We start from the raw sequence: 19,757 nt of genomic DNA, 5'->3' as shown, positions 1-19,757 counted from the left end.
AAGGGGGCTTACTGTTTCGGCACCAGCCCCTGCTCCACGGCATACACGGCCGCCTGCACCCGGCTCGAGAGATTGAGCTTGCGCAGGATGTGCTGGACGTGGATCTTGACGGTGCTTTCGGCCAGATGGAGGGCGCGCCCGATTTCCTTGTTGCTCGCGCCGCGGGCGAGCAGCGCCAGGATTTCCCGCTCCCGCGGGCTCAACTTGTCCCGCTCCGACGCGGAAGCCGGCGCGTCGCCCCGGGCGAAGCCCTGGATTCCCTGGAGGAGCTTCCCGGTCATCTGGGGCGACATCACCGGCTCGCCCCGGGCGGCGCGGCGGATGCTGTCCACCAGGTGCTCGGTCTCGATGTTCTTGAGCAGGTAGCCGCGGGCCCCCGCCTTGAGGCTTTCCATCAGGTCCTCGGCGTCCTCCGACACGGTGAGCATCACCACCTGCACCTCGGGCAGCTCTTCCAGCAGCAGCTTCAAGGTATCGCGCCCGCTCAAGCCCGGCATGTGCAGATCCAGCAGCACCACGTGGGGCTTGAGCTGCTTGGCCCGCTTGACGCCCTCCAGCCCGTCGGCGGCCTCGCCCACCACCTCGATGCCCTCCTGGCGCGAAAGCAACGCCTTCACGCCGCTGCGGAAGAGGGCGTGGTCGTCCACCAGCAGAACCCGCACCTTTTCCGTCACGCCGCCTCCCGTTGCGCGACCGGGAGCGTGAGCGTCACGCGCGTCCCCTTCCCCGGGGCCGAGCTCACCTCGAGCTTGCCGCCGATGCGGTGGGCCCGCTCCCGCATGATCTTCAAGCCCACGTGGCCGTCGCCCTTGTCCAGCACCTGCCGGGCGTCGAACCCCTGCCCATTGTCCACCACGTCGAAGCGGTAATCACGCCCCCGCTTCATCTCCACCCGCACTTCGGTGGCCTGAGCGTGCTTGCGCACGTTGGACAAGGCCTCCTGCACGATGTGCAGCACCTGGAGCTGCTGCTCCGGCGCGAGCGGCATGCCCATGCCGCTCGCCCGCAGCCGGCTGGAAATCCCCGTCTGTCCCTCGAACTTCTCCAAAGCGCTTTTGAGGGCCTCCTCCATGTCTACCGCGCCGGAGCGCAGCCGGAAGTGGACCAGCAGCTCCCGCACGTCGTCGTAGCTTTCCTGGATGCCTTCCCGGATCTGGGCCAGCTCCTCCAGCGCCCGCTCACAGTCCGCCTTCTTGATGGACTGCTCCAGCATCTGCGCCTGCAAATTAAGAAACGCCAGGGACTGGGCGATGGAGTCGTGCAGCTCCTGGGCGAGGAGATTGCGCTCCTCGGAGACCGCCAGCTCCCGCTCCCGGGATACCAGGCGCTGGTTCTCGATGGCGATGCTCAGGTGCTGGCCCAGGGTTTCCAGCATGTGGCGCTCCTGGGGGGTGAACTCGCGCCCACGGCGGAAATACAGGTTGAACAATCCCAGCACCTGCTTGTGCGCCCGGATCGGGAAGACCGACACCGAGGCGAACCCCACCTGCCGGCATTTGTACAGCATGTCGGGGGGCGGGCTCGCGGCGAATACCTGCACCACGGACTGGCCCTGCTGGACGGACTCGCCGCACAGGCATTCGCCCACGCGCAGGCAGCGCTCCTCGGAGGCGAATTGGGGATCGAGCCCCTGGTACACGTACAGGTGGATCTGCTCCGTCTTCGGATCCGCCATCCGCACCGATCCCCCGTCGGCCTGAAACACCACCATGAGCTTCTCCAGAAAGCCGCGGCACAGCGTTTCGATGTCGGCCGGCTCGTTGAGGAAGGTGGACACGTCGTAGAGGATGGCAAGCTCCCGGTTCTTGTCCTCCAGCCGCTGGGTCTTGTCCTGCACCCGCCGCTCCAGGGTGGCGTAGAGGTCCTGCAGGTGGTCGGCCATGCGGTTAAAGCCCCGGGCCAGGTCACCAAACTCGTCGTCGCTTTCCACGGGCACCCGCGCTGTAAAATCCTCCCGCTCCATGCGCTGCACGCCCTCCTGCAAGCTCATCACCGGGCGGATCACGAACAGGAAGACCAGGTAGATGAGGATGATCGTGCCGGCGATGGCCAGCGCCAGGAGCCCTAGTTGCAGGGTCTCCAGTAGGGCCGTGTTGCCCGAGCTCGCCCGCTCGATGGCGCGCACCAGGGAATCGATCCGGTGGACGAAGGCGTCCACCTCGGGCCGGTACTGGGCCACCCGCCGGGCCTGCTCCGCCGGGTCGGCGGCGGCCAGGATGTCCTCGATCCGCGGCCTGATCCGCTGGGTCCAGGCGGATTGGATCTCGCGCAACTGGCTGCGGATCTCGGGCTCGCCGGGAATCAGGAGCGGGCGGCTGGGATCGCCCCGGTCGAGGCCTTCCAGCACCCGTTCGAACGTGTCCACTTCCTGGCGCACCGCGGCCGCGAGCTCGCCCCGGCGCCCCGGCTCCGCCGCGACCTGGGAGAGGAGGAAGGCGATGCGGTAGGAGCGCATGCGCTCGCTCCCCAGATCGTTGATGGCCGCCGCGCCGCCCTGCAGCTTCCAGGAGACGTAAAGGGTCAGCCCGATGGCCAGAACGGCGACGATGAAAAACACGACCAGAATGGCGGACAGGCGGAAGCCGAGCTTGCGAAAGACGGGCGGCATAAGGCGGCGCGCGGGCGGTGCGTGATCCCTCGATTATACAGAGAGCGGAGTGCCCTCCTCCGGGCCGGTCGTGCCTTCAACGCAACTCATCCACCTTGATGAAGACCCGGCGCCGCTCGGCTTCGGACGCCTCGCCTCGGGAGAAAATCGCCGTGGCGCCTTGTCCCCTGTCCTGGGCGACGGCGCCCAGCTCGATCCATTCCCCGAGCCGGGCGGACACCTGGGTCTCCACCTGCTGCGTGTCGATGCCGCCGGACCGGTCACCGGTGAAGCGGTCGCGGACGGTGCGGATGGAGAGCAGGACCGAATCGCCGGAAACCAGGGGGCGCACGTAGAAGCCGGTCGCCGCCTCCCGGTACTGGACGCTCTCCACGATCCGGGTGCCGTGGGGCGTCTCCACCACCGTGCGCTCCGGCACCGGGGCGGCCGCGCCCACCTGGATGAACGCTTCGCCGCCCTCGAGCACTTGAAGCGTCTGGGTGCCGCGCTCCCGCTCCTGGACCCGGCGCTCGCCGATCCGGGCCCGGAGCCGGGCGTCGCCGCTCGAATACACGGCGTCGAGCTCCCGGCCATCGGTCCGCTCGGAAGGCGGAATCGCCGCGCGGGCCTCGCCGCCGAGGCGCGCTCGGGCCGAAATCTCCACCCCCCGCCGGACCGAGGCTCCTTCGCCGTCCTGGCGCACGGAGACCAGAAGCCGCCGGGGCGGCGTGTCGATCTCCTCCACAACGCGCCGGATCTCCGCCAGGCGCCGGGGCGTGGCGCGGACAACGAGCCGGTTGCCGATGCCCGTGACCGCCCCTTCGGGCCCGGCCAGGGTCTGGATCACGGGCAGCACCTGCTCCAGGGTGCGGTGGCGCAACGGAATGACCTCGGTGACAGTCGGCTCCGCCGCCCAGGCGACCGCGGCGACGAGCCCCAGGGCGATCCAGCCGAGCACGCCCTTCCCTGTCCGTTTTCTCGAATTCGCGTCTCCCATCGCCCCCGTTTCGCCCGCCACCGGCCTGCAAGGCCGATCATATACCAGGGCGCATTCCGTGTCCGGCAGGCCGCCCGGTGCTACCATAGGAGAGAGGCGCGAGGAAACCCATGAATCCAGCCCGCTGCTGCCTGCTGGCCGCGTTGGCGATAGCATTCCCCGCCCACGGAGCCAGCGCTACCCCCGCCGATGCCCCCGATTTCCCGGCGTTCGAGACCGCCTCGGCGGCGAACGTGAACGAGGGGGAGCTGCGGTTCCTGGAGGCGCCGCCCGGGAAGCCGGTCCACCATCACCACAACACCGTCATCATCACCGACCAGAGCCTGGACGACGGGTGGACGGGGTTGCGCCAGTGCCACGAAAACCTGGACCAGGTGAGCGCCCTGCAGATCGTGTTCAACCCCGAGCGGATCCGCAACCTGCAAGTGGAGTCCTTCCACGGCGTCCAGCGGGCCTGGGTCGAGGGGGCGTCGGTGCAGCTTCGCCACGTGGGGCCGGGCGCCCGGGTGTGTCTCAAGGCGGAAGGGCGGGCGCTGCGGGACAACGGCGACGGGACGTTCAGCCTGGCGAGCGGCCCCTTCATGCGCAAGTTCCTGGACGGCTACTACCCGATGCGGGTCTCCATGACCGTCCGGGTGCTCACGCGCCAGCTCCGCTTCCTGCAGATCGACCCGCCCTCTCAGAAGGGCTTCCGGGTGATGGAGCGGCCCGGCGAGGTGAGCTTCGACACCTGGTTCGAGGGGCGGCTCACCACCGAGATCCGCTTCGTGACCCGGGACGGTTTTCCCCGCTGGTAAGGGCTGCGAGCCCTTCCCTGGGCCCGGTCCGCAGTCGCAAGCTCCCCTTCTCCCGCCCCGATCAATTCTCCCGGGCCTGGAAAGCCGTCTCCTGGCCGCCGGGTTTCGCTTTGACGGGACAGCCGCCGCAGGCCTCCCGGGGCGACAAGCCCAACCCCGTCAGCGACTGCACCAGGCAGGACACCGAGCGCCGGCACGCCAACACGGGGATGCCCTGGGCCCGGGCGCTTTCGCGAAAGCCCCGCATGACGTTGTGGCTCAAGAAGTCGGTGAACAGGATCAGCAGGTCCACTTCCCGGGAGAGGGCCGCCACCCGGCGCTGGTGGGCGGCCTGGCGACCGGACACGTGGTCCACCACCCGGATGCCCAGGGCGGCCAGGGTGGAGGGGATGTTGCCGAGGCGATCGGCGCCGACGATGAGGGCGTTCATGGGGTCGCTCCTTTGAAAATGATTCTCGATACTATTTAACACAAATGATAATTATTCTCGTCTGTATGTCAAGAGTTTTTGCCGCCGCCCCCTGCCTCGCCTGGCGCAGAATGCCCATCTTGTTTACGAATGATTTTCGTTCGTATAATAATTAAACGAGATACGTTCTCATTCACCAGCCAGGAAGGAGAAAACAATGAAGTGCTTTCTCGCGACGCGGGCGCTGCTGGCCGCGGCGGCCCTCGGCGTTGCCGTCTCGGCCGCGGCCCAGGACCCGGTGGTCAACGTCTATTCCTCCCGCCACTACCAGACCGACGAAAAGCTCTACAGCGATTTCACCAAGGCGACCGGCATCAAGGTCAACCTGATCGAGGGCAAGGAAGATCCCTTGATCGAGCGCATCAAGAACGAAGGGGCAAACAGCCCGGCGGACGTGCTCATCACCGTGGACGCCGGCCGGCTGTGGCGCGCGGAACAGCTCGATCTGTTCGCGCCGGTAAAGTCCTCGGTCCTGGAAAGCCGCATCCCGGCGAGCTTCCGCCATCCCGGGGGCAAGTGGTTCGGCTTCTCCTACCGGGCGCGGGTGATCGCCTACCATAAGGACAAGGTGAAGCCGGGCGAGATCGCGAGCTACGCGGACCTCGCCGATCCCAAGTGGAAAGGCCGGATCTGCGTGCGCTCTTCCAGCAACATCTATAACCTCTCCCTGCTCGCAGCCCTGATCGACCACTGGGGCGAGGAGAAGGCGCGCCGGTGGGCAAAAGCCGTCAAGGACAACATGGCCCGGGAGCCCAAAGGCGGCGACACCGACCAGATCAAGGCCGTGGCGGCGGGCGAGTGCGACGTGGCCATCACCAACCACTACTACTACGTGCGGCTCATGAACTCGGACAAACCCGAGGACAAGAAGGTGGTGGAGAAGGTGGCCCTGCTGTGGCCGGATCAGAACGGCCGCGGCACCCACGTCAACGTCTCCGGCGCCGGCCTCGTCAAGACCGCGCCCCACAAAGAGGCGGCGATCAAGTTCCTCGAGTACCTGGCGAGCGACCAGGCCCAGGCCTACTTCGCCGCCGGTAACAACGAGTGGCCGGTGGTGCCGGGCGCCGCCTACAGCAACCCGGCCCTCGCTTCCCTCGGCAAGTTCAAGGCCGACTCCCTCAACGTGAGCGTGCTAGGCAAGAACCAGGCGCTGGCGCAGAAAATCTACGACCAGGTGGGCTGGAAGTAAGCACGGCGCGACGGAGCCGCTGGACAGGCATTGCGCGACACGGCTGCCCGGCCACCGCCGGGCGGCCGTCGCTTTTTCGCCCCGCCTGCCCGTCTGGCGGGCTGCGCTTTATGAGTTTGCTAGATTTGGCGAGAAGTCCCGGGCCTCGCGCCCAGGCGCGTGGGAGCCCTGCTTCGGGGCACCGCGGCGGGCCGACGCGCCCGGGGCATGGGTTTTGCCGGGACTACAACGGGGGGCGCCACTTCAAGCCCGGGAAACGGGCGTAGTCGCGGTCGGTCGTAATCCACTCGCAGCCATACTCGATTGCCAGCGCTGCGAACCACGCATCCTGTACCAGGTTGCCCGTTGCCTGCGACTCTTTGCACAGGTGGCTGAAAAGGGGCCAGTGCCGCTCGCCGGGCACGACAATACTGGCCGTGGGACTGTCAAGCAGGGCTTTGCAGAAGGCAAGCACGGCAGCGGGCGAATCGGGGCGCGCAAAGATGCGCGGATGGGTGCAGACACGCACCACGGACGCTAGCACCTGGGGCGAGATGCCGAAGGGCGCCGGGCCGTCCAGGCAGTCTTCAAGCCAGGCGCGACAGGCGGAAGGAATGGTTCGGCGCGAAACGCGTAGACCAGGACGTTGACGTCGCAGAGGATCAGCTACGGGACTCCATCCGGTCGAGCAGGGCGGAGGTATCGTCCAGATTGACGCCCGGCTGCAGGCCGCCCCCGGCTGTGGACACCGACAGCGGCGACCGCGGCGGGCGCGCGCCCGCGGGCGGTTTGCGCAGCACGATCTCGAGGCCCTGTTCGATCAGTGCCGTTAGAGTGGTGCCGCGGCGCGCCGCCTCGCGGCGGGTGCGGTCCAGAAGGCGGTCGTCCAAGTGTATCGTCGTACGCATACGTCAAAGCATGCTTATATTTATGGTATGTCTTTATGTCAACCCATGGGATGCCGGCCAGGCGCGGCGGCTCCCGTGCCCGGAACCCTTTGCGCTCAAGGAACTCACATCCGCTGGAATCCCTGCTCAGGGAGCACCGCGGCGGCCGACACGCCGGTGGGCTGGGCCGCCCGGGCGATCTGGCGCGCCACGATGACGAGGGGCACGAGCCCCACGACGACGATGGCCAGGGACGGCAGGGCCGCCTCCGCCAGTCGCTCGTCGGCGGCCAGGTTGTACACCTGGGTCGCCAGCGTATCCAGGTTGAAGGGGCGCATGACCAGCGTTGCCGGCAGCTCTTTCATTACGTCGACGAATACCAGCAGCCCGGCGGTGAGGAGACTGCGCGCCAGCATAGGCGCGTGCACGCGCATGAGCGTCTCGAGGGGAGCCACCCCGAGGCTGCGGGCGGCGTCGTCCATGGTCGGGCGCACCTTGGTGAGGCCCGCCTCCACCGTGTGGAGCGCCGCCGAGAGGAAGCGCACTAGGTAGGCGTACACCAGCGCCGTCATGGTCCCGGTGAGGAGCAGCCCAGTGGAAACGCCCAAGGTGGCGCGCATCCAGGCATCCAGGGCGTTATCGAACCGGGCGAGGGGAATGAGCACGCCCACCGCGATGACGATGCCCGGCACGGCATAGCCGAGGGAGACCAGGCGGTTCAAGCTCCGGGCGAGGGGTCCCGGATGAAGCCGGGCGTTGTAGGAGAAGAGCAACGAAAGCGCCACCGCCAGGACCGCCGTCACCGCCGCCAGCATGAGGCTGTTGCGCGCCAGGGTGAAGAAACGCCCAGCCGAGTAAAGCCCCCCCTCCCCCACGGCCAGGTGGGCCAGGACCCCCGCCGGCAGCAGGAAGCCGAAGACCAGGGGCGCCGCGCAGGCCAGGAAAGCCATCGCCCCCCGCACCCCGGAGAGCCGGTGCCGGGTGTGGGCTTTCTCCCGCTGGCTGGTGTTGTAAAAGCGCGCCCGTCCCCGGCTCAGTCGCTCCACCAGCAGGATCAGAAGGACAAAGCCCAGGAGGGAGGCCGCCAACTGGGCCGCCGCCACCCGGTCCCCCATGGAAAACCAGGTGCGGAAGATGCCGGTGGTGAAGGTGGGCACGCCGAAGTAGGCTACCGTGCCGTAATCGGCCACCGCCTCCATGAGGGCGAGGGCGGCCCCCGCCGCCACCGCGGGGCGCGCCATGGGGAGGGAGACGCGGAAGAAGCAACTCCACGGCCCGTGGCCCAGGGTGCGGGCCGCCTCCACCATGGCCGCCGAGCGCTCCAGGAATGCGGTGCGGGCTAGGAGGTAGACGTAGGGGTAGAGGGTGAAGGCGAACATGGCGACCGCCCCGCCCAGGGAGCGGACCTCGGGGAACCAGTAGTCCCGGGGACCCCAGCCGGTCACCTCCCGCAGCCAGGTCTGGACCGGCCCGCTCACCTGGAAGAAGTCGGTATAGGCGTAGGCCATCACGTAGGCCGGCATGGCCAGCGGCAGGATGAGGGCCCACTCCAGGAAGCGCCGGCCGGGAAATTCGTGCATGGTGGTGAGCCAGGCGCTAGTGACGCCGATGCTGACCACCCCCGCCGTCACGCCCGCGATCATCCACAACGTGTTGGCCACGTAGTCCGGGAGCACCGTCTCGGCGAGATGGGACCAGGCATCGCTCGGCGCGGGCAGGAACACGTGGACCAGCACGCTCGCCACGGGCACGACGGCCAGCACGGCGAGGGCCAAAGCGGCCAGGTTCAACGGGCTTAAGGTTTTCAGCGCCTGCACGAGCGGTTCTGTGATTGAAAATGAGATCAATTACAATGATAGCAGCGACCTGAGCGCCGGCCGGCATCTTCCTGGCGCTTCAGGATTGCCCCCGATCGACACGAACGCTGATGGCCGCTCTCCTGGAAATCCGCGACCTGCACCACGCCTACGGCGACCAGCCCGTGGTGCAGGGGCTCTCCCTAAGCCTCCGGCGGGGGGCTATCGGCTGCCTGCTGGGGGCCAGCGGCTGCGGCAAGACCACGGTACTTCGCTGCATCGCCGGCTTCGAGCCGGTGGCGGCTGGGGAGATCGCCATCAACGGGGTGGTGGTCTCCCGCCCCGGCTTCCGCGTGCCGCCGGAGCGCCGGCGCGTGGGCATGGTGTTCCAAGACTATGCCCTCTTCCCCCACCTTTCCGTCGCCGAGAACGTAGCCTTCGGCCTGAGGGGGCTTCCCGCCCGGGAACGGGCTCGCCGGGTGGCCGAGCTGCTGGAGGTGGTGGGTCTCGAATCCCTGGGAGACGCCTTTCCCCACCAGCTCTCGGGCGGGCAGCAGCAGCGGGTGGCACTCGCCCGGGCCCTGGCGCCGGCGCCCGACCTGCTGCTCCTGGACGAGCCCTTTTCCAACCTGGACGTGGACCTGCGCTCGCGCTTGTCCCAGGAAGTGCGGGAGCTGCTGAAAAAACGCCACATCACCGCCGTCCTGGTCACCCACGACCAGAACGAGGCCTTCGCCATGGCGGACGAGATCGGCATCATGCGGGAAGGCCGCATCGAGCAATGGGACACCCCGTACAACCTCTACCACAAGCCCGCCAACCGCTTCGTCGCCGACTTCGTCGGCCAGGGGGTATTCCTGCCCGGCCAGGTGCTGAGCCCGCGGGAGGTGAAAATCGAGCTGGGCGTGCTGCGGGGAGAAATCCCCCACGAGTGCGCCGAGGCGACGAGCTGCGACGCCTGCGCCCGCAACTGCTACGTGGACGTGCTGCTGCGCCCGGACGACGTGGTGCACGACGACGCGAGCCCCATGAAGGCCGAGGTGTTACACAAGGCGTTCCGCGGCGCGGAAATCCTCTACACCCTGCGGCTCGAGAGCGGCGCCCAGGTGCTCTCCCTGGTACCCAGCCACCACAACCACCGCATCGGCGAGAAGATCGGCATCCGCCTGGAAGCGGACCACGTGGTGGCGTTTCGCCACGACGAGGCGCGCGCCTGAGCTCACTGCGCCGGCTTGGAAGCCGTGCCGACGGCGTCCATGGGACGGGGCCGGCGCATCGCCTCCCGCAACGCCTTGACCTCCTCGGCCAACTGGCTCACCACCATGGCATAGAAGTCGCTGTTGTTGTAACGTTTGATCACGAAAAAGTTGGGCAGGCCGAGCCAGTATCGCTTTCCGTCCCGCTCGTCGAACTCGAGGAGCGCCGCTTTCGCCTCCGGCGCCACCGTTCCCAGGGGCTGTACCCCCGCCGCCTGCAACTCGGAGACCGTGCGCCGCGGCTTCGCGTCCGCCTGCGCCGCGCCGGGCCGCGCCAGGCTTGCCGGTACCGCCGCCGGCTCGCCCTGCGCCCAGCCGTGCCGGCTCAGGTAGTGGGCCACGCTGCCGATGGCGTCTACGGGACTTGAGGAAAGATCCGCTTTCCCGTCCCCGTCGAAGTCGACGGCATAGGCGAGATAGCTTCCCGGCATGAACTGGGGAATGCCGATGGCGCCCGCGTAGGAGCCGAGCAGACTCGAGGGATCTAGGCCGTTCGCCCGGGCGAGGAGGATGAAGTTCTCCAGTTCCCCGGTGAAATAGGCCGAGCGGCGGGGGAAGCCAAACGCCAGTGTTGCCAGGGCGTCCAGCACCCGGTAGCTGCCGGTGCGCTCCCCGTACAGGGTCTCGACCCCGATGATGGCCACGATGATTTCCTCGGGCACCCCGTACTGGACCCGGGCACGGGTCAGGGATTCGGCGTGATCGTTCCAGAATTCCACGCCGCCCACAATGCGCTTGGGCGTGATGAACAGCTCTCGGTACTCGACCCAAGGCCTGGACTCCGCCGGGCGGGTGATCAGCTCGATCACCCGGGGCTGGAACTGGGCCTGGCCGAGCACCCGGGAAACTTCCCCCCGATCGATCCCGTGCTTCTGAGCCACGCGCTGGGCGAAGTCCTCCAGCGCCCGGGCCGGGAAGCCCTGCTGCGGCTCTTCCGGCGCGGCCGCGACGCCCGCAAGCGCCGCGGTCCACTGGAGCGCCGCCCCCAGCACCATTCCCGCCAAGACCCTTCTCCCGATTCCCTTCAACGCGTCGTCTCCTCTCGCTTGGTTCGATCGATGGGAACCGCTCCGCCTGACGCGCGGCCGCTCCCCGAGCATAAGCTTACCAGCCGGCGCCGCCGGCATCGACGGCAAGGCCCTTGCCGCGACGGCGCCTCAATCCGCCCACCCTCCCAAGCTCCTCGCGAAAAGTCCGGGTCAATCGGATTTGAACCCGACCCGTTTGTGGCTTCCGTCGCAATAGGGTTTGTTGGCCGAGTGGCCGCAACGGCACAGGGCCACACCGGAAACCTGGTACGCCTCGCCGCCGGCCCCGGCCAGGGTGAAGCCCCCTTGGAACAGGTAAGGCCCGTCCTGCCGCGGCCGGATCACCACCGGCCCGCCCCTCGGGGACGGCGCCATCGCCTGGGACGGCGGCGGCACCCGGGCCGGGTCCTTGAAGCCGGCCTTTTCGTGGGACCCGTCGCACAGGGGCTTGTTCGCCGACTGGCCGCAGCGACACAGGGCCATGCGCGTGTCCTCGAGCAGCACCCGCCCGTCGGGAGCCAGCACCTTGAGCTCGCCCCGGGCGTAGAGCGGCCCGTCCACCGCCACCGTCACCCGACAGGCCGTTTGCGCGGTCTCCGTGCGGCGGCCGTCCTTGAAGACGTACTTGAGTGCCCCCGAGGGACAGCGCTCGATCACGCTGGCGATGCGCTCGGCGTCGGCCTGGGTGGGATCGATCCAAGGTTTGCGGTCCGGGTCGAACACCGGCCGCAAGCCCTTCACGCACTCGGCGGCGTGGATGCAGCGCGCCACGTCGTAGCGCACCTCGATTTCCGGAGAGGAATAGGACTTGACGTTGGTCTTCATGCCGAGCCCTCCTGCGGTAACGGCTCACGGTGATGGCAGTATCGCTCCAGCCGGCACACAGAACAAGCCGGGCATAGAGCGTCCCGCCGCGCACCGCGCCCATAATCGGGATACGCGCCCGACTCCAGCGAACAGGTGCGGGTCACCGATCGGGCTGCGAGGTGCCGGGCGACCCGTCCGTGGGCCCGTGCAGGCTTTACGTCAAGCAGCCTGCGGCGGTCGGGCCGCGCACGCGCGTCTCACCGCCTCGAGGGCGCGATCGACGGCCGCGTCCGTGATTTCCAGATGGGTGACGGCGCGCAGCCAGCCGCCGCCCAGGTGCAGCATGCGCACGCCCTGCGCTTCCAGGGCGCGTACCAGCCGGTCGCCGTCGTCGCCCTCCACGCGCCAGTACACCATGTTGGTCGCAGGATCCGGAATCTCCACGATCACCCGTCCCACCGCGCCCTCCAGCGCGCGCAAACCGGCCGCCAGCGCCTGGGCCCGCCGGTGGTCTTCGGCGAGCCGAGCCCGCTGCCCCAGGCCGTGGAGCGCCGCCGCCGCAAGAATACCCGCCTGGCGCATGCCCCCGCCCAGGCGTTTGCGCAGCTTGCGCGCGCGGACCATGGCGCTTGCGGTCCCGGCGATGGCGGAACCCACCGGCGCCCCCAGGCCTTTCGAAAAACACACCGCCACGGTGTCAAAGCCCGCCGCCAGCGCCCGCTCGGAATCGCCGGTGGCGACGGCCGCGTTCCACAGTCGGGCGCCGTCGCAATGGGTCTTGAGCCCCAGGGAGCGCGCCTTGGCCACGATGCGGGCGACTTCTGACTTGCCGAGGGCGCGGCCGGCGGCGCGGTTGTGGGTGTTTTCCACGACCAGGAGCGCGGACGCCGCTGCGTGAAGCTCCTCGGGACGGTAGCAGGCCTCGATCGCTTCGTCGGACATCCGCTCCGCCAGCGGGATGAGATCGAACTGGACGCCGGCCAGCGCCGCGCCGCCGCCCGCTTCATTGACGAACACGTGGGAGCCTTCCTCGCAAATGACCGACTCCCCGGGCCGCGTATGGAGCAGCACGCCGATCTGGTTCGCCATGGTCCCGGACGGCGTGAACACGGCGGCCTCCTTGCCCAGCAGTGCCGCCACCTCCCGCTCCAGGGCGTTCACCGTAGGATCCTCCCCATAGACGTCGTCGCCCACTTCTGCCGTCCTCATCGCCTCGCGCATCTGCGGCGTCGGTTTCGTCACCGTGTCGGAACGCAGGTCCACGACGCTTCCCGGGACGCCTTGATTCATGGGGCCGCCGTTCATGCCCATGCCCTCCTCTGGCCTGCCCTTGCCTTCGTCTCGTGACGTTCCAGCCGAGCGGTGCCCGGCTGGTCGAACCCGGGCGGCTCGTCCACACACCCATCCCTCAGAATCGAAATAGCCCCACTGCGGGGGCTATTTCGATTCTGGCGGAGAGGGTGGGATTGCTCGGCTTTCGCGTTGCCTCCGCGAAAGCCTCGGCCCTCGCGAGGCTCGGGCCCGCCACTCGCTGCGTTCGTGACGTCCCAGCCGAGCGGTGCTCGGCTGGTCGAACCCGAAGCGGATTCTGCGTACCCACCCTTCGCCAACCAAAACACCCCCTGGTGGGGTGTTTTGGTTGGCGGAGAGGGTGGGATTCGAACCCACGTGCCGGTTTTACCCGACCATCCGATTTCGAGTCGGCGCCGTTATGACCGCTTCGGTACCTCTCCACGGGAGAACATTTTAACAGCGAACCCGGGGCACACGGAACGCGGAGCCGCCCCTGCGGGGCTTGCGGTCAACCCGGACATTTCCCGGGGGACTCGGGAGGATGGCGCGGTGCAGAGGCCACCCCAGAGGAGGGGAGCGGCGCTTTCGTGGAAAGTCCGGCTCGAGGCAGGCCATTGATGCAAGAACGATTCCATATTATCTTGAGGACGGCAATCGAGCGTTCGAGGAACGGTCTCGGTCAGGCCAGGCCATCGAATTCATGGGAGGCACAGAAGGAGAGGAACCGATGAGCATCCACTTCCGCACCGACCAGTTGACCGCCGCCGAGATCTCCTTCTTGAAGTGGCAGTACGGCTTCGAGGAGGCGGACGATCCCTTCTACCGCGCCCTGTGGCAGACCATCATGCGAGCGTGGATCTCCGATACCACGCCTCCGCTGCCGGGAGAGAAGCCGAGCAACCATCTCGCGCGCCTGGGCTCGCCCAACGCTTATCCGGAAGAGGTCGCGCTCTATCTCAAGTTCAAATCGGAGAGCAGCGACGCCTTCTGGTTGGACTTGATTCGCCGCGCCGGCCTCGCCGACCGCCGGCAGCGGAACATTCCGCCCGCGGTGGAACGCCGCCGCCGCGCCAGCTCCAAGGCCTGAGCCGCTTCGCGACGGAGGGCACAGCCCGCCGCGCCGCTTCCCGTAGCGGCACGCCATCGTCTTCGTTTGACGTTTTTTGACAAATCCGCGCGGCGAATTGCTGCACCGCGTCTTTCGGCGCCGGGTGCCAGGTGCCAAAATGGAATGAAAATCCCGCGTTCCCTTCATGCGACTGCACCCCATCATTCCCGCCGTCGTGTTATGCGCGGCTTGCAGCGAGGCGCCGCCTCGGCTTCCTTCGGCGCTGGAGCACGGCACCCTGGTGGTGGTCACGATCAACAGCCCCACCGCCGTGTACGAGGATGCGGACGGCAACTACGCGGGCCTGGAGCACGACCTGGTCGCCGCCTTCGCCGGAGAGCTAGGGCTTGCCGTGCGCTACGTTTTCATGACCGACGCGGCTCAGCTCTTCAAGACGCTGGAGGAAGGCCGGGCCCACCTGGCGGCGGCGGGAATCCCCGCCTTGACGCCGCCGGGCGCCTGGGTCCGCTTCGGACCGACCTACCAGACCGTGCGCTTCGAAGTGGTCTACCGGACCGATCAACCGCGACCGCGCAGCGTTGCCGACCTGCTGGGCAAGCGCCTCGCCATGGTGGCGGGCAGCGGCGGCGCCGAAAACCTGCGCAATGCGGCGACCCGCGACGCCGCCCTGGCCTGGTCGGAGATGCCCGTGGAGGACGGACTGGCGCTCCTCGCGCGCTTGGCGGACGGTGAATTCGATTACGCGGTGGCCCGCTCCAACGTGGTGGCGATGGCGACCGACTTCTACCCGAACGTGGGGAGCGCCTTCACCGTGGGGGAGCCGACGCCGCTGGCGTGGGCCTTTCCCGAGGAAGGGGACCCCCGGCTGCTCGCCAAAGCGGAGGAGTTTTTCTCCCGCATCGCCCGGGACGGAACGCTCAAGCGGCTGCTGGACCGCTATTACGGCCACGCCGGGCGGCTCAGGCCGGCGGATGTCAACGGCATAATCACCAGGATGCGCAGCGTGCTGCCGGCGCTCAGACCCTGGTTCCAGGAGGCGGAGCGGCTGACCGGGATCGACTGGCGCCTGCTCGCGGCGCTGGGCTACCAGGAATCCCAATGGGATCCCCTCGCCACCTCCCCCACGGGCGTGCGCGGTCTGATGATGCTGACCGAGGAGACGGCGGACCGCATGGGCGTGACGGATCGCCTGGATCCCTACCAGAGCATCATCGCCGGAGCCAGGTATCTCCTAGTCCTCAAGGAAACGCTGCCCGCGCGCATCCCGGAACCGGATCGCACCTGGCTAGCGCTGGCCGCCTACAACCTGGGCTTCGGCCACCTGGAGGACGGGCGCATCCTGGCCCAGCGCAAAGGGCTCGATCCCGACGCCTGGATGGACGTGCGGCAGAGCCTGCCCCTTCTGTCCCGGCCCGATCACTACATGACGGTGCAGCGCGGCTTCGCCCGCGGCGGAGAGGCGGTTTACCTGGTGGAGAACGTGCGCACCTACTACGACATCCTCAAGCGCTTCGAGCCCCGGGAGCGGCCGCTAACGGCGGACGCGCCCGGCTACGCAGAGGCGCTTCCATAGCACACCCGTTATTCCATCGGGATGAAGGCGGCGGAACAACAGCCGGCGGACGAAACGCTGGAGCTCGGGCTTCCTAGGCCCCGGGCTCAATCGCTTTCAGTCCCCCGAGGTAGGGCCGCAGGACCTCGGGCACGTCGATGCCCCCGTCCGCCCGCTGGTAGTTCTCCAGCACCGCCACCAGGGTGCGCCCCACCGCCAGCCCCGAGCCGTTCAGGGTGTGCACCAGCTCGGGCCTGCCTTTCTCGTTGCGGAAGCGCGCCTGCATGCGGCGGGCCTGGAAAGCTTCGAAGTTGCTGCAGGAGGAGATTTCCCGGTAGGCGCCGGCGCCCGGGAGCCACACCTCGATGTCGTAGGTCTTCGCCGCCGCGAACCCCATGTCGCCGGTACACAGGGTCACCACCCGGTAGGGCAGCTCGAGGCGCTTGAGGATCGCCTCCGCGTGGCCGGTGAGCTCTTCCAGCGCCTCGTAGGAGCGCTGGGGATGGACGATCTGCACCAGCTCTACCTTGTCGAACTGGTGCTGGCGGATCATGCCCCGGGTGTCCTTGCCGTAGGAGCCCGCCTCCGAGCGGAAGCACGGGCTGTGGCAGGCGTACTTGAGGGGCAGGCGTTCCAGGGGCAGGATCTCGTCGCGCACGATGTTGGTGACCGGCACCTCGGCCGTGGGGATGAGATAGAACTTCTCCTCGCCTCGGGGAACGGCGAACAGGTCCTCCTCGAATTTCGGCAACTGCCCTGTCCCCCGCATGCTCTCGGCATTGACCATGTACGGGACGTAGACCTCGGAATAGCCGTGCTCCCGGGTGTGCACGTCCAGCATGAGCTGGGCGATGGCCCGGTGCAGCGCCGCCACCGCCCCCTTCATCAGCACAAAGCGGCTGCCGGCGATCTTGCTAGCGGCGGCGAAGTCCAGCAGTCCTAGGCCCTCGCCCAGGTCCACGTGGTCGCGCACCGGAAAAGGGAACTCCCGGGGCGCGCCCCAGCGGCGCACCTCCACGTTGTCCTCCGCCGAGCGGCCCACCGGCACCGTGTCGTGGGGCAGGTTGGGCACGGTGAGCAGGAAATCGCTCAAGCGCCGCTGCACGTCGGCGAGCCGCGCTTCCAGCGCTTTCAGCTCCTCGCCCATGCCGGCCACCTCGGCCAGGAGGGCGGACACGTCCTGCCCCTGGGCCTTGGCCTGCCCGATGCGCCTGGAGGCCAGGTTACGCGCCGCCTGCAGCTCCTCAGTGCGGGTCTGCACCGCCTTGCGCTCCGCTTCCAGGGCGCGGAAGGTCTCCGTGTCCAGATGGAGCCCCCGCGTCGCCAGGCGGCGAGCGACGCCCTCCAGGTCGTTTCTCAGCAGTTGTATGTCCAGCATTTATCCCAGGGTGAAAAGCGAAACGCAGGCGGCGAAAAAGGAAGCGCCTTCCCGCCCTTTGCGTTTCAGGTTTTTCGCTTGCGGCCTTTGTCCGCGCCCCCGTCCCTGGCTGCGCCCGCCTGCTTCGCCTGCGCGTCCAGGGCGCGCAGGTGCTCGAGCCGCTCGGCGATGCGCGCTTCCAACCCCCAGCCGGTGGGGCGGTAGAACCGCTGGGGGTCCATGCCTTCGGGAAAGTAATTCTCCCCCGCCGCGTAGGCCTCCGGCTCATCGTGGGCGTAGCGGTACTCGCGCCCGTAGCCCAGCGCCTTCATGAGCCGGGTGGGGGCGTTGCGCAGGTGCTCCGGCACCGGGCGCGACGCGTCCTGGGCCACCAGCGCGCGAGCCTCATTATACGCGGCGTAGACCGCGTTGCTTTTGGGCGCGCAGGCGAGATAGACGGTCGCCTGCGCGAGCGCCAGTTCCCCTTCGGGGCTGCCCAGCCGCTCGTAGGTTTCCACCGCGTCTAGGGCGATGCGCAGCGCCCGCGGGTCGGCGAGGCCCACGTCCTCCGCCGCTATGCGGATCAGGCGCCGCCCCAGGTAGAGGGGATCGGCGCCCCCGTCCAGCATGCGGGCGAGCCAGTAGAGGGCCGCGTCGGGGCTCGAGCCCCGCACCGACTTGTGCAGGGCGGAGATCTGGTCGTAGAACGCGTCGCCCCCCTTGTCGAAGCGCCGCCCGGAGCGGGCCAGGGCCTCCCGGGCGAATTCTCCCGACACCTGCGTAACGCCCGCGGTGGCCGCGGCCGTGTGGAGCTGCTCCAGGAGGTTGAGCAGCCGTCGGGCGTCGCCATCGGCGAAGCCCGTGAGGAGCCGCCGCGCCTCCTGGGAGAGGGCGAGGGCCGGGCAGGCCTGCGCCCGGGCCCGCTCCAGCAAGAGGGCCAGGTCCTCTTCCGAGAGGGGTTTGAGTACGTAGACCTGGGCGCGGGAGAGGAGCGCCCCGTTCACTTCGAACGAAGGGTTCTCGGTGGTGGCGCCGATGAAGGTGATGAGCCCCTGCTCCACGTAGGGCAGGAAGGCGTCCTGCTGGGCCTTGTTGAAGCGGTGTACCTCGTCGACGAAGAGGATCGTGGGGCGACCGCTGGACTGGAGCACCTGGCGCGCCCGCTCCACGGCGTCCCGGATGTCCTTCACTCCGGAGAGCACGGCGGAGAGGGCGATGAATTCCGCCTGGAAGGCGCCCGCCATGAGCCGCGCCAGGGTCGTCTTGCCGCTCCCCGGCGGCCCCCACAGGATCATGGAATGGAGCTTGCCCGACTCGAAGGCGAGCCGCAGGGGCTTGCCCGGCCCCAGCAGGTGGGCCTGCCCCACCACCTCGTCCAGGGTGCGGGGCCGCAGCCGCTCGGCCAGGGGAGCCGCCGGCTCCCGCTCGGGAAAGAGCTCAGGAGCCCTCACCGATCACGTCCGTCCCGGGCGGCGGCGCGAACCGGAAGCGCACGGGATCGATGGCAGGGTTGCGCTGCAGGTTGGAAAACCTAAGCGCCGTGGTCTGGCCCAGGCCGTCTTCCAGCTCCATCGCCACCAGGGTCCCCGCCCCGTCGAAGCCCATACGGATGCGCTGGAACGGGGTCTCGCGAGCCTTGGGGGTCGCCTCCACCCATTCGAGGCCCTGCCCCTTGCCCCCTTCCTTCAGATGGAAGCTCGCGTGCAGGTCGTTGCTGCCCGCCAGCAGCGCCGCCGGGGTGGCGCCCAGCGCTTCCCCGAGGCTGCGCACGGTGACCTGCTTCAGGTCCCGGTCGTAGATCCAGAGTTTTTCCCCGTCGCCCACGATGAGCTGCTCGTAGGGCTTCACGTAGGTCCAGCGGAAGCGGCCCGGGCGCTGGAACTCCATGGTGCCGCGGGCCTGCTGCACCGTCGTTCCTTTGGCGTCCAGGACCGTCTGCTGGAACTCGGCCCGGGCCGACGCGGTGGAGGCCACGAAGCGGTCAAGCTTCTCCAGCCCCCCGGCCCAGGCGAGCAAGGGGAGCAGGGCGACCACGCCCCCCACCAGGCAGCGGACGAAACGGGAAACCATCAGAACTTCCTGATCCGTTCGATGTTCTCCACCCGCCCGCCGCGGAAGGTGATGACGGTGGTGAAGGGGTCGCTCGCCGTGGGCAGATAGGTCCAGGTCTTCAAGATCCGGCTGTCGATGAGCTTGATCGAGGAGAAGCCCCGCCCGTCCCGCGGCCCCACGGGCCGCGCCTCCGCCAGGGTTTGCTGCACTTCGTCCACCCCTTCCACCGTTTGCAGGTCCGGCGGGCCAGCCCGGGCCAGCACTTCGGACTCGGTCATGCCCCGCCGCAGGTGGATGAAAACCTCGAAGGGCAGGCCCCGGGCCGCAGGGGAGGCCCAGGAGGGATCGGCGCGAACTGCGGAGGCTTCCGCCTCGGCCTCTAGCCGCTTGCTCGCCTGGATCCGGTCCAACTGGCAACGGATGGTGCGGCAGGCCTCCGGGTTCACCGGGTAGCGGGTGTCCTCGATCACCCGCTCGACGCTCACCCCCGAGGGAGGCGTGTCCCCGTAGTGGGTCACCCCCTTCGCGTCCTTCCACTTGTAGGCAGGCTCCGCCGCCGCGCCGGCGCAACCGAGGGCCAGGGCGGCAAAAACGAGGGTCCGGTTCATGGCGGCCTCCCCCATGGAATACGAGACTACGCCG

19 protein-coding genes and 1 tRNA gene are annotated in these 19,757 nt (G+C 68.5%); 5 read left to right on the top strand and 15 right to left on the bottom strand.

Annotated elements, in window-relative coordinates; all coding sequences use genetic code 11:
• Positions 1-8 precede the first annotated feature (8 nt).
• From ACTFO6_RS10060 to ACTFO6_RS10050, 3 genes are all read right to left on the bottom strand, one after another.
• Complete coding sequence (locus tag ACTFO6_RS10060; protein ID WP_439934330.1) at positions 9-674, bottom strand: response regulator; 666 nt, start codon at positions 672-674, stop codon at positions 9-11.
• Positions 671-2,608 (bottom strand): type IV pili methyl-accepting chemotaxis transducer N-terminal domain-containing protein, encoded by a 1,938-nt coding sequence (locus ACTFO6_RS10055; RefSeq protein ID WP_439934329.1) that lies wholly within the window; start codon positions 2,606-2,608, stop codon positions 671-673. The genes ACTFO6_RS10060 and ACTFO6_RS10055 overlap by 4 nt, the downstream gene beginning before the upstream one ends.
• Positions 2,609-2,684: 76 nt before the next feature.
• Complete coding sequence (locus ACTFO6_RS10050) at positions 2,685-3,545, bottom strand: secretin N-terminal domain-containing protein (protein ID WP_439934328.1); 861 nt, start codon at positions 3,543-3,545, stop codon at positions 2,685-2,687.
• Between the two features lie 149 nt (positions 3,546-3,694).
• Between ACTFO6_RS10050 and ACTFO6_RS10045 the strand changes: the two genes are divergently transcribed.
• A complete protein-coding gene (locus ACTFO6_RS10045; protein WP_439934327.1) occupies positions 3,695-4,381 on the top strand; it encodes a hypothetical protein in 687 nt (228 codons plus the stop codon).
• A gap of 61 nt (positions 4,382-4,442) precedes the next feature.
• On the opposite strand, the gene ACTFO6_RS10040 is transcribed toward ACTFO6_RS10045, so the two are convergent.
• On the bottom strand, positions 4,443-4,811 hold the full coding sequence (locus ACTFO6_RS10040; protein WP_439934326.1) for a DUF2325 domain-containing protein: 369 nt from the start codon (positions 4,809-4,811) through the stop codon (positions 4,443-4,445).
• A 196-nt stretch (positions 4,812-5,007) separates the two neighbouring features.
• Between ACTFO6_RS10040 and ACTFO6_RS10035 the strand changes: the two genes are divergently transcribed.
• Positions 5,008-6,039, top strand: coding sequence for a Fe(3+) ABC transporter substrate-binding protein (locus ACTFO6_RS10035; protein WP_439934325.1), 1,032 nt, complete (start codon positions 5,008-5,010; stop codon positions 6,037-6,039).
• Between the two features lie 223 nt (positions 6,040-6,262).
• Here the strand turns inward: ACTFO6_RS10035 and ACTFO6_RS10030 are convergent, their stop codons facing one another.
• The 3 genes from ACTFO6_RS10030 to ACTFO6_RS10020 all read right to left on the bottom strand — a co-directional run bounded on the left by ACTFO6_RS10030 (position 6,263) and on the right by ACTFO6_RS10020 (position 8,722).
• Positions 6,263-6,574 carry a TA system VapC family ribonuclease toxin gene (locus tag ACTFO6_RS10030; protein ID WP_439934445.1) on the bottom strand — a complete coding sequence of 104 codons (312 nt, stop codon included), beginning with the start codon at positions 6,572-6,574 and terminating at the stop codon, positions 6,263-6,265.
• Between the two features lie 106 nt (positions 6,575-6,680).
• Complete coding sequence (locus ACTFO6_RS10025; RefSeq protein WP_439934324.1) at positions 6,681-6,908, bottom strand: type II toxin-antitoxin system VapB family antitoxin; 228 nt, start codon at positions 6,906-6,908, stop codon at positions 6,681-6,683.
• Between the two features lie 122 nt (positions 6,909-7,030).
• Positions 7,031-8,722 (bottom strand): ABC transporter permease, encoded by a 1,692-nt coding sequence (locus ACTFO6_RS10020; RefSeq protein WP_439934323.1) that lies wholly within the window; start codon positions 8,720-8,722, stop codon positions 7,031-7,033.
• Positions 8,723-8,832: 110 nt separating this feature from the next.
• Between ACTFO6_RS10020 and ACTFO6_RS10015 the strand changes: the two genes are divergently transcribed.
• Positions 8,833-9,918 carry an ABC transporter ATP-binding protein gene (locus tag ACTFO6_RS10015; protein ID WP_439934322.1) on the top strand — a complete coding sequence of 362 codons (1,086 nt, stop codon included), beginning with the start codon at positions 8,833-8,835 and terminating at the stop codon, positions 9,916-9,918.
• Positions 9,919-9,920: 2 nt separating this feature from the next.
• Here ACTFO6_RS10015 and mltB read toward each other — a convergent pair whose 3' ends face one another.
• The 4 genes from mltB to ACTFO6_RS09995 all read right to left on the bottom strand — a co-directional run bounded on the left by mltB (position 9,921) and on the right by ACTFO6_RS09995 (position 13,525).
• Positions 9,921-10,952, bottom strand: a complete 1,032-nt coding sequence (gene mltB / locus ACTFO6_RS10010) for a lytic murein transglycosylase B (protein WP_439934444.1) — start codon at positions 10,950-10,952, stop codon at positions 9,921-9,923.
• Between the two features lie 204 nt (positions 10,953-11,156).
• Positions 11,157-11,810 (bottom strand): CDGSH iron-sulfur domain-containing protein, encoded by a 654-nt coding sequence (locus ACTFO6_RS10005; protein WP_439934321.1) that lies wholly within the window; start codon positions 11,808-11,810, stop codon positions 11,157-11,159.
• A 201-nt stretch (positions 11,811-12,011) separates the two neighbouring features.
• A complete protein-coding gene (locus ACTFO6_RS10000; RefSeq protein ID WP_439934320.1) occupies positions 12,012-13,097 on the bottom strand; it encodes a threonine aldolase family protein in 1,086 nt (361 codons plus the stop codon).
• 335 nt (positions 13,098-13,432) lie between these two features.
• Positions 13,433-13,525, bottom strand: a tRNA-Ser gene (locus ACTFO6_RS09995).
• Positions 13,526-13,812: 287 nt separating this feature from the next.
• On the opposite strand from ACTFO6_RS09995, the gene ACTFO6_RS09990 reads away from it, so the two are divergent.
• The gene (locus ACTFO6_RS09990) at positions 13,813-14,172 is read left to right on the top strand and encodes a hypothetical protein (protein WP_439934319.1); all 360 of its coding nucleotides are present in this window, start codon (positions 13,813-13,815) and stop codon (positions 14,170-14,172) included.
• Positions 14,173-14,338: 166 nt separating this feature from the next.
• A complete protein-coding gene (gene mltF, locus ACTFO6_RS09985) occupies positions 14,339-15,727 on the top strand; it encodes a membrane-bound lytic murein transglycosylase MltF (protein WP_439934318.1) in 1,389 nt (462 codons plus the stop codon).
• Positions 15,728-15,800: 73 nt separating this feature from the next.
• On the opposite strand, the gene serS is transcribed toward mltF, so the two are convergent.
• From serS to ACTFO6_RS09965, 4 genes are all read right to left on the bottom strand, one after another.
• Positions 15,801-17,084 carry a serine--tRNA ligase gene (gene serS / locus ACTFO6_RS09980; RefSeq protein WP_439934317.1) on the bottom strand — a complete coding sequence of 428 codons (1,284 nt, stop codon included), beginning with the start codon at positions 17,082-17,084 and terminating at the stop codon, positions 15,801-15,803.
• A 65-nt stretch (positions 17,085-17,149) separates the two neighbouring features.
• Positions 17,150-18,514: a replication-associated recombination protein A gene (locus ACTFO6_RS09975; protein ID WP_439934316.1), complete on the bottom strand. Its 1,365-nt coding sequence runs from the start codon at positions 18,512-18,514 to the stop codon at positions 17,150-17,152.
• Positions 18,501-19,133: an outer membrane lipoprotein chaperone LolA gene (lolA, locus tag ACTFO6_RS09970; protein ID WP_439934315.1), complete on the bottom strand. Its 633-nt coding sequence runs from the start codon at positions 19,131-19,133 to the stop codon at positions 18,501-18,503. The genes ACTFO6_RS09975 and lolA overlap by 14 nt, the downstream gene beginning before the upstream one ends.
• Positions 19,133-19,723, bottom strand: coding sequence for a DUF4124 domain-containing protein (locus tag ACTFO6_RS09965; protein WP_439934314.1), 591 nt, complete (start codon positions 19,721-19,723; stop codon positions 19,133-19,135). Before ACTFO6_RS09965 ends, lolA begins: the two co-directional genes overlap by 1 nt.
• Positions 19,724-19,757: the final 34 nt, after the last annotated feature.

Source organism: Pelomicrobium sp. G1 (assembly GCF_051905455.1).
Taxonomy (GTDB): domain Bacteria; phylum Pseudomonadota; class Gammaproteobacteria; order Burkholderiales; family UBA6910; genus Pelomicrobium.
Note: the sequence above shows the minus strand (reverse complement) of the source record. Positions and strands in the feature narration are given on the sequence as shown.

Excerpts from the sequence above, each read along its gene's own strand:
- ACTFO6_RS10055 (WP_439934329.1), bottom strand. The coding sequence starts at position 2,608 with ATGCCGCCCGTCTTTCGCAAGCTCGGCTTCCGCCTGTCCGCCATTCTG.
- ACTFO6_RS10045 (WP_439934327.1), top strand. The coding sequence starts at position 3,695 with ATGAATCCAGCCCGCTGCTGCCTGCTGGCCGCGTTGGCGATAGCATTC.
- ACTFO6_RS10040 (WP_439934326.1), bottom strand. The coding sequence starts at position 4,811 with ATGAACGCCCTCATCGTCGGCGCCGATCGCCTCGGCAACATCCCCTCC.
- ACTFO6_RS10035 (WP_439934325.1), top strand. The coding sequence starts at position 5,008 with ATGAAGTGCTTTCTCGCGACGCGGGCGCTGCTGGCCGCGGCGGCCCTC.
- ACTFO6_RS10015 (WP_439934322.1), top strand. The coding sequence starts at position 8,833 with ATGGCCGCTCTCCTGGAAATCCGCGACCTGCACCACGCCTACGGCGAC.
- mltB (WP_439934444.1), bottom strand. The coding sequence starts at position 10,952 with ATGGTGCTGGGGGCGGCGCTCCAGTGGACCGCGGCGCTTGCGGGCGTC.
- ACTFO6_RS10005 (WP_439934321.1), bottom strand. The coding sequence starts at position 11,810 with ATGAAGACCAACGTCAAGTCCTATTCCTCTCCGGAAATCGAGGTGCGC.
- ACTFO6_RS10000 (WP_439934320.1), bottom strand. The coding sequence starts at position 13,097 with ATGAACGGCGGCCCCATGAATCAAGGCGTCCCGGGAAGCGTCGTGGAC.
- ACTFO6_RS09990 (WP_439934319.1), top strand. The coding sequence starts at position 13,813 with ATGAGCATCCACTTCCGCACCGACCAGTTGACCGCCGCCGAGATCTCC.
- mltF (WP_439934318.1), top strand. The coding sequence starts at position 14,339 with ATGCGACTGCACCCCATCATTCCCGCCGTCGTGTTATGCGCGGCTTGC.
- serS (WP_439934317.1), bottom strand. The coding sequence starts at position 17,084 with ATGCTGGACATACAACTGCTGAGAAACGACCTGGAGGGCGTCGCTCGC.
- lolA (WP_439934315.1), bottom strand. The coding sequence starts at position 19,133 with ATGGTTTCCCGTTTCGTCCGCTGCCTGGTGGGGGGCGTGGTCGCCCTG.
- ACTFO6_RS09965 (WP_439934314.1), bottom strand. The coding sequence starts at position 19,723 with ATGAACCGGACCCTCGTTTTTGCCGCCCTGGCCCTCGGTTGCGCCGGC.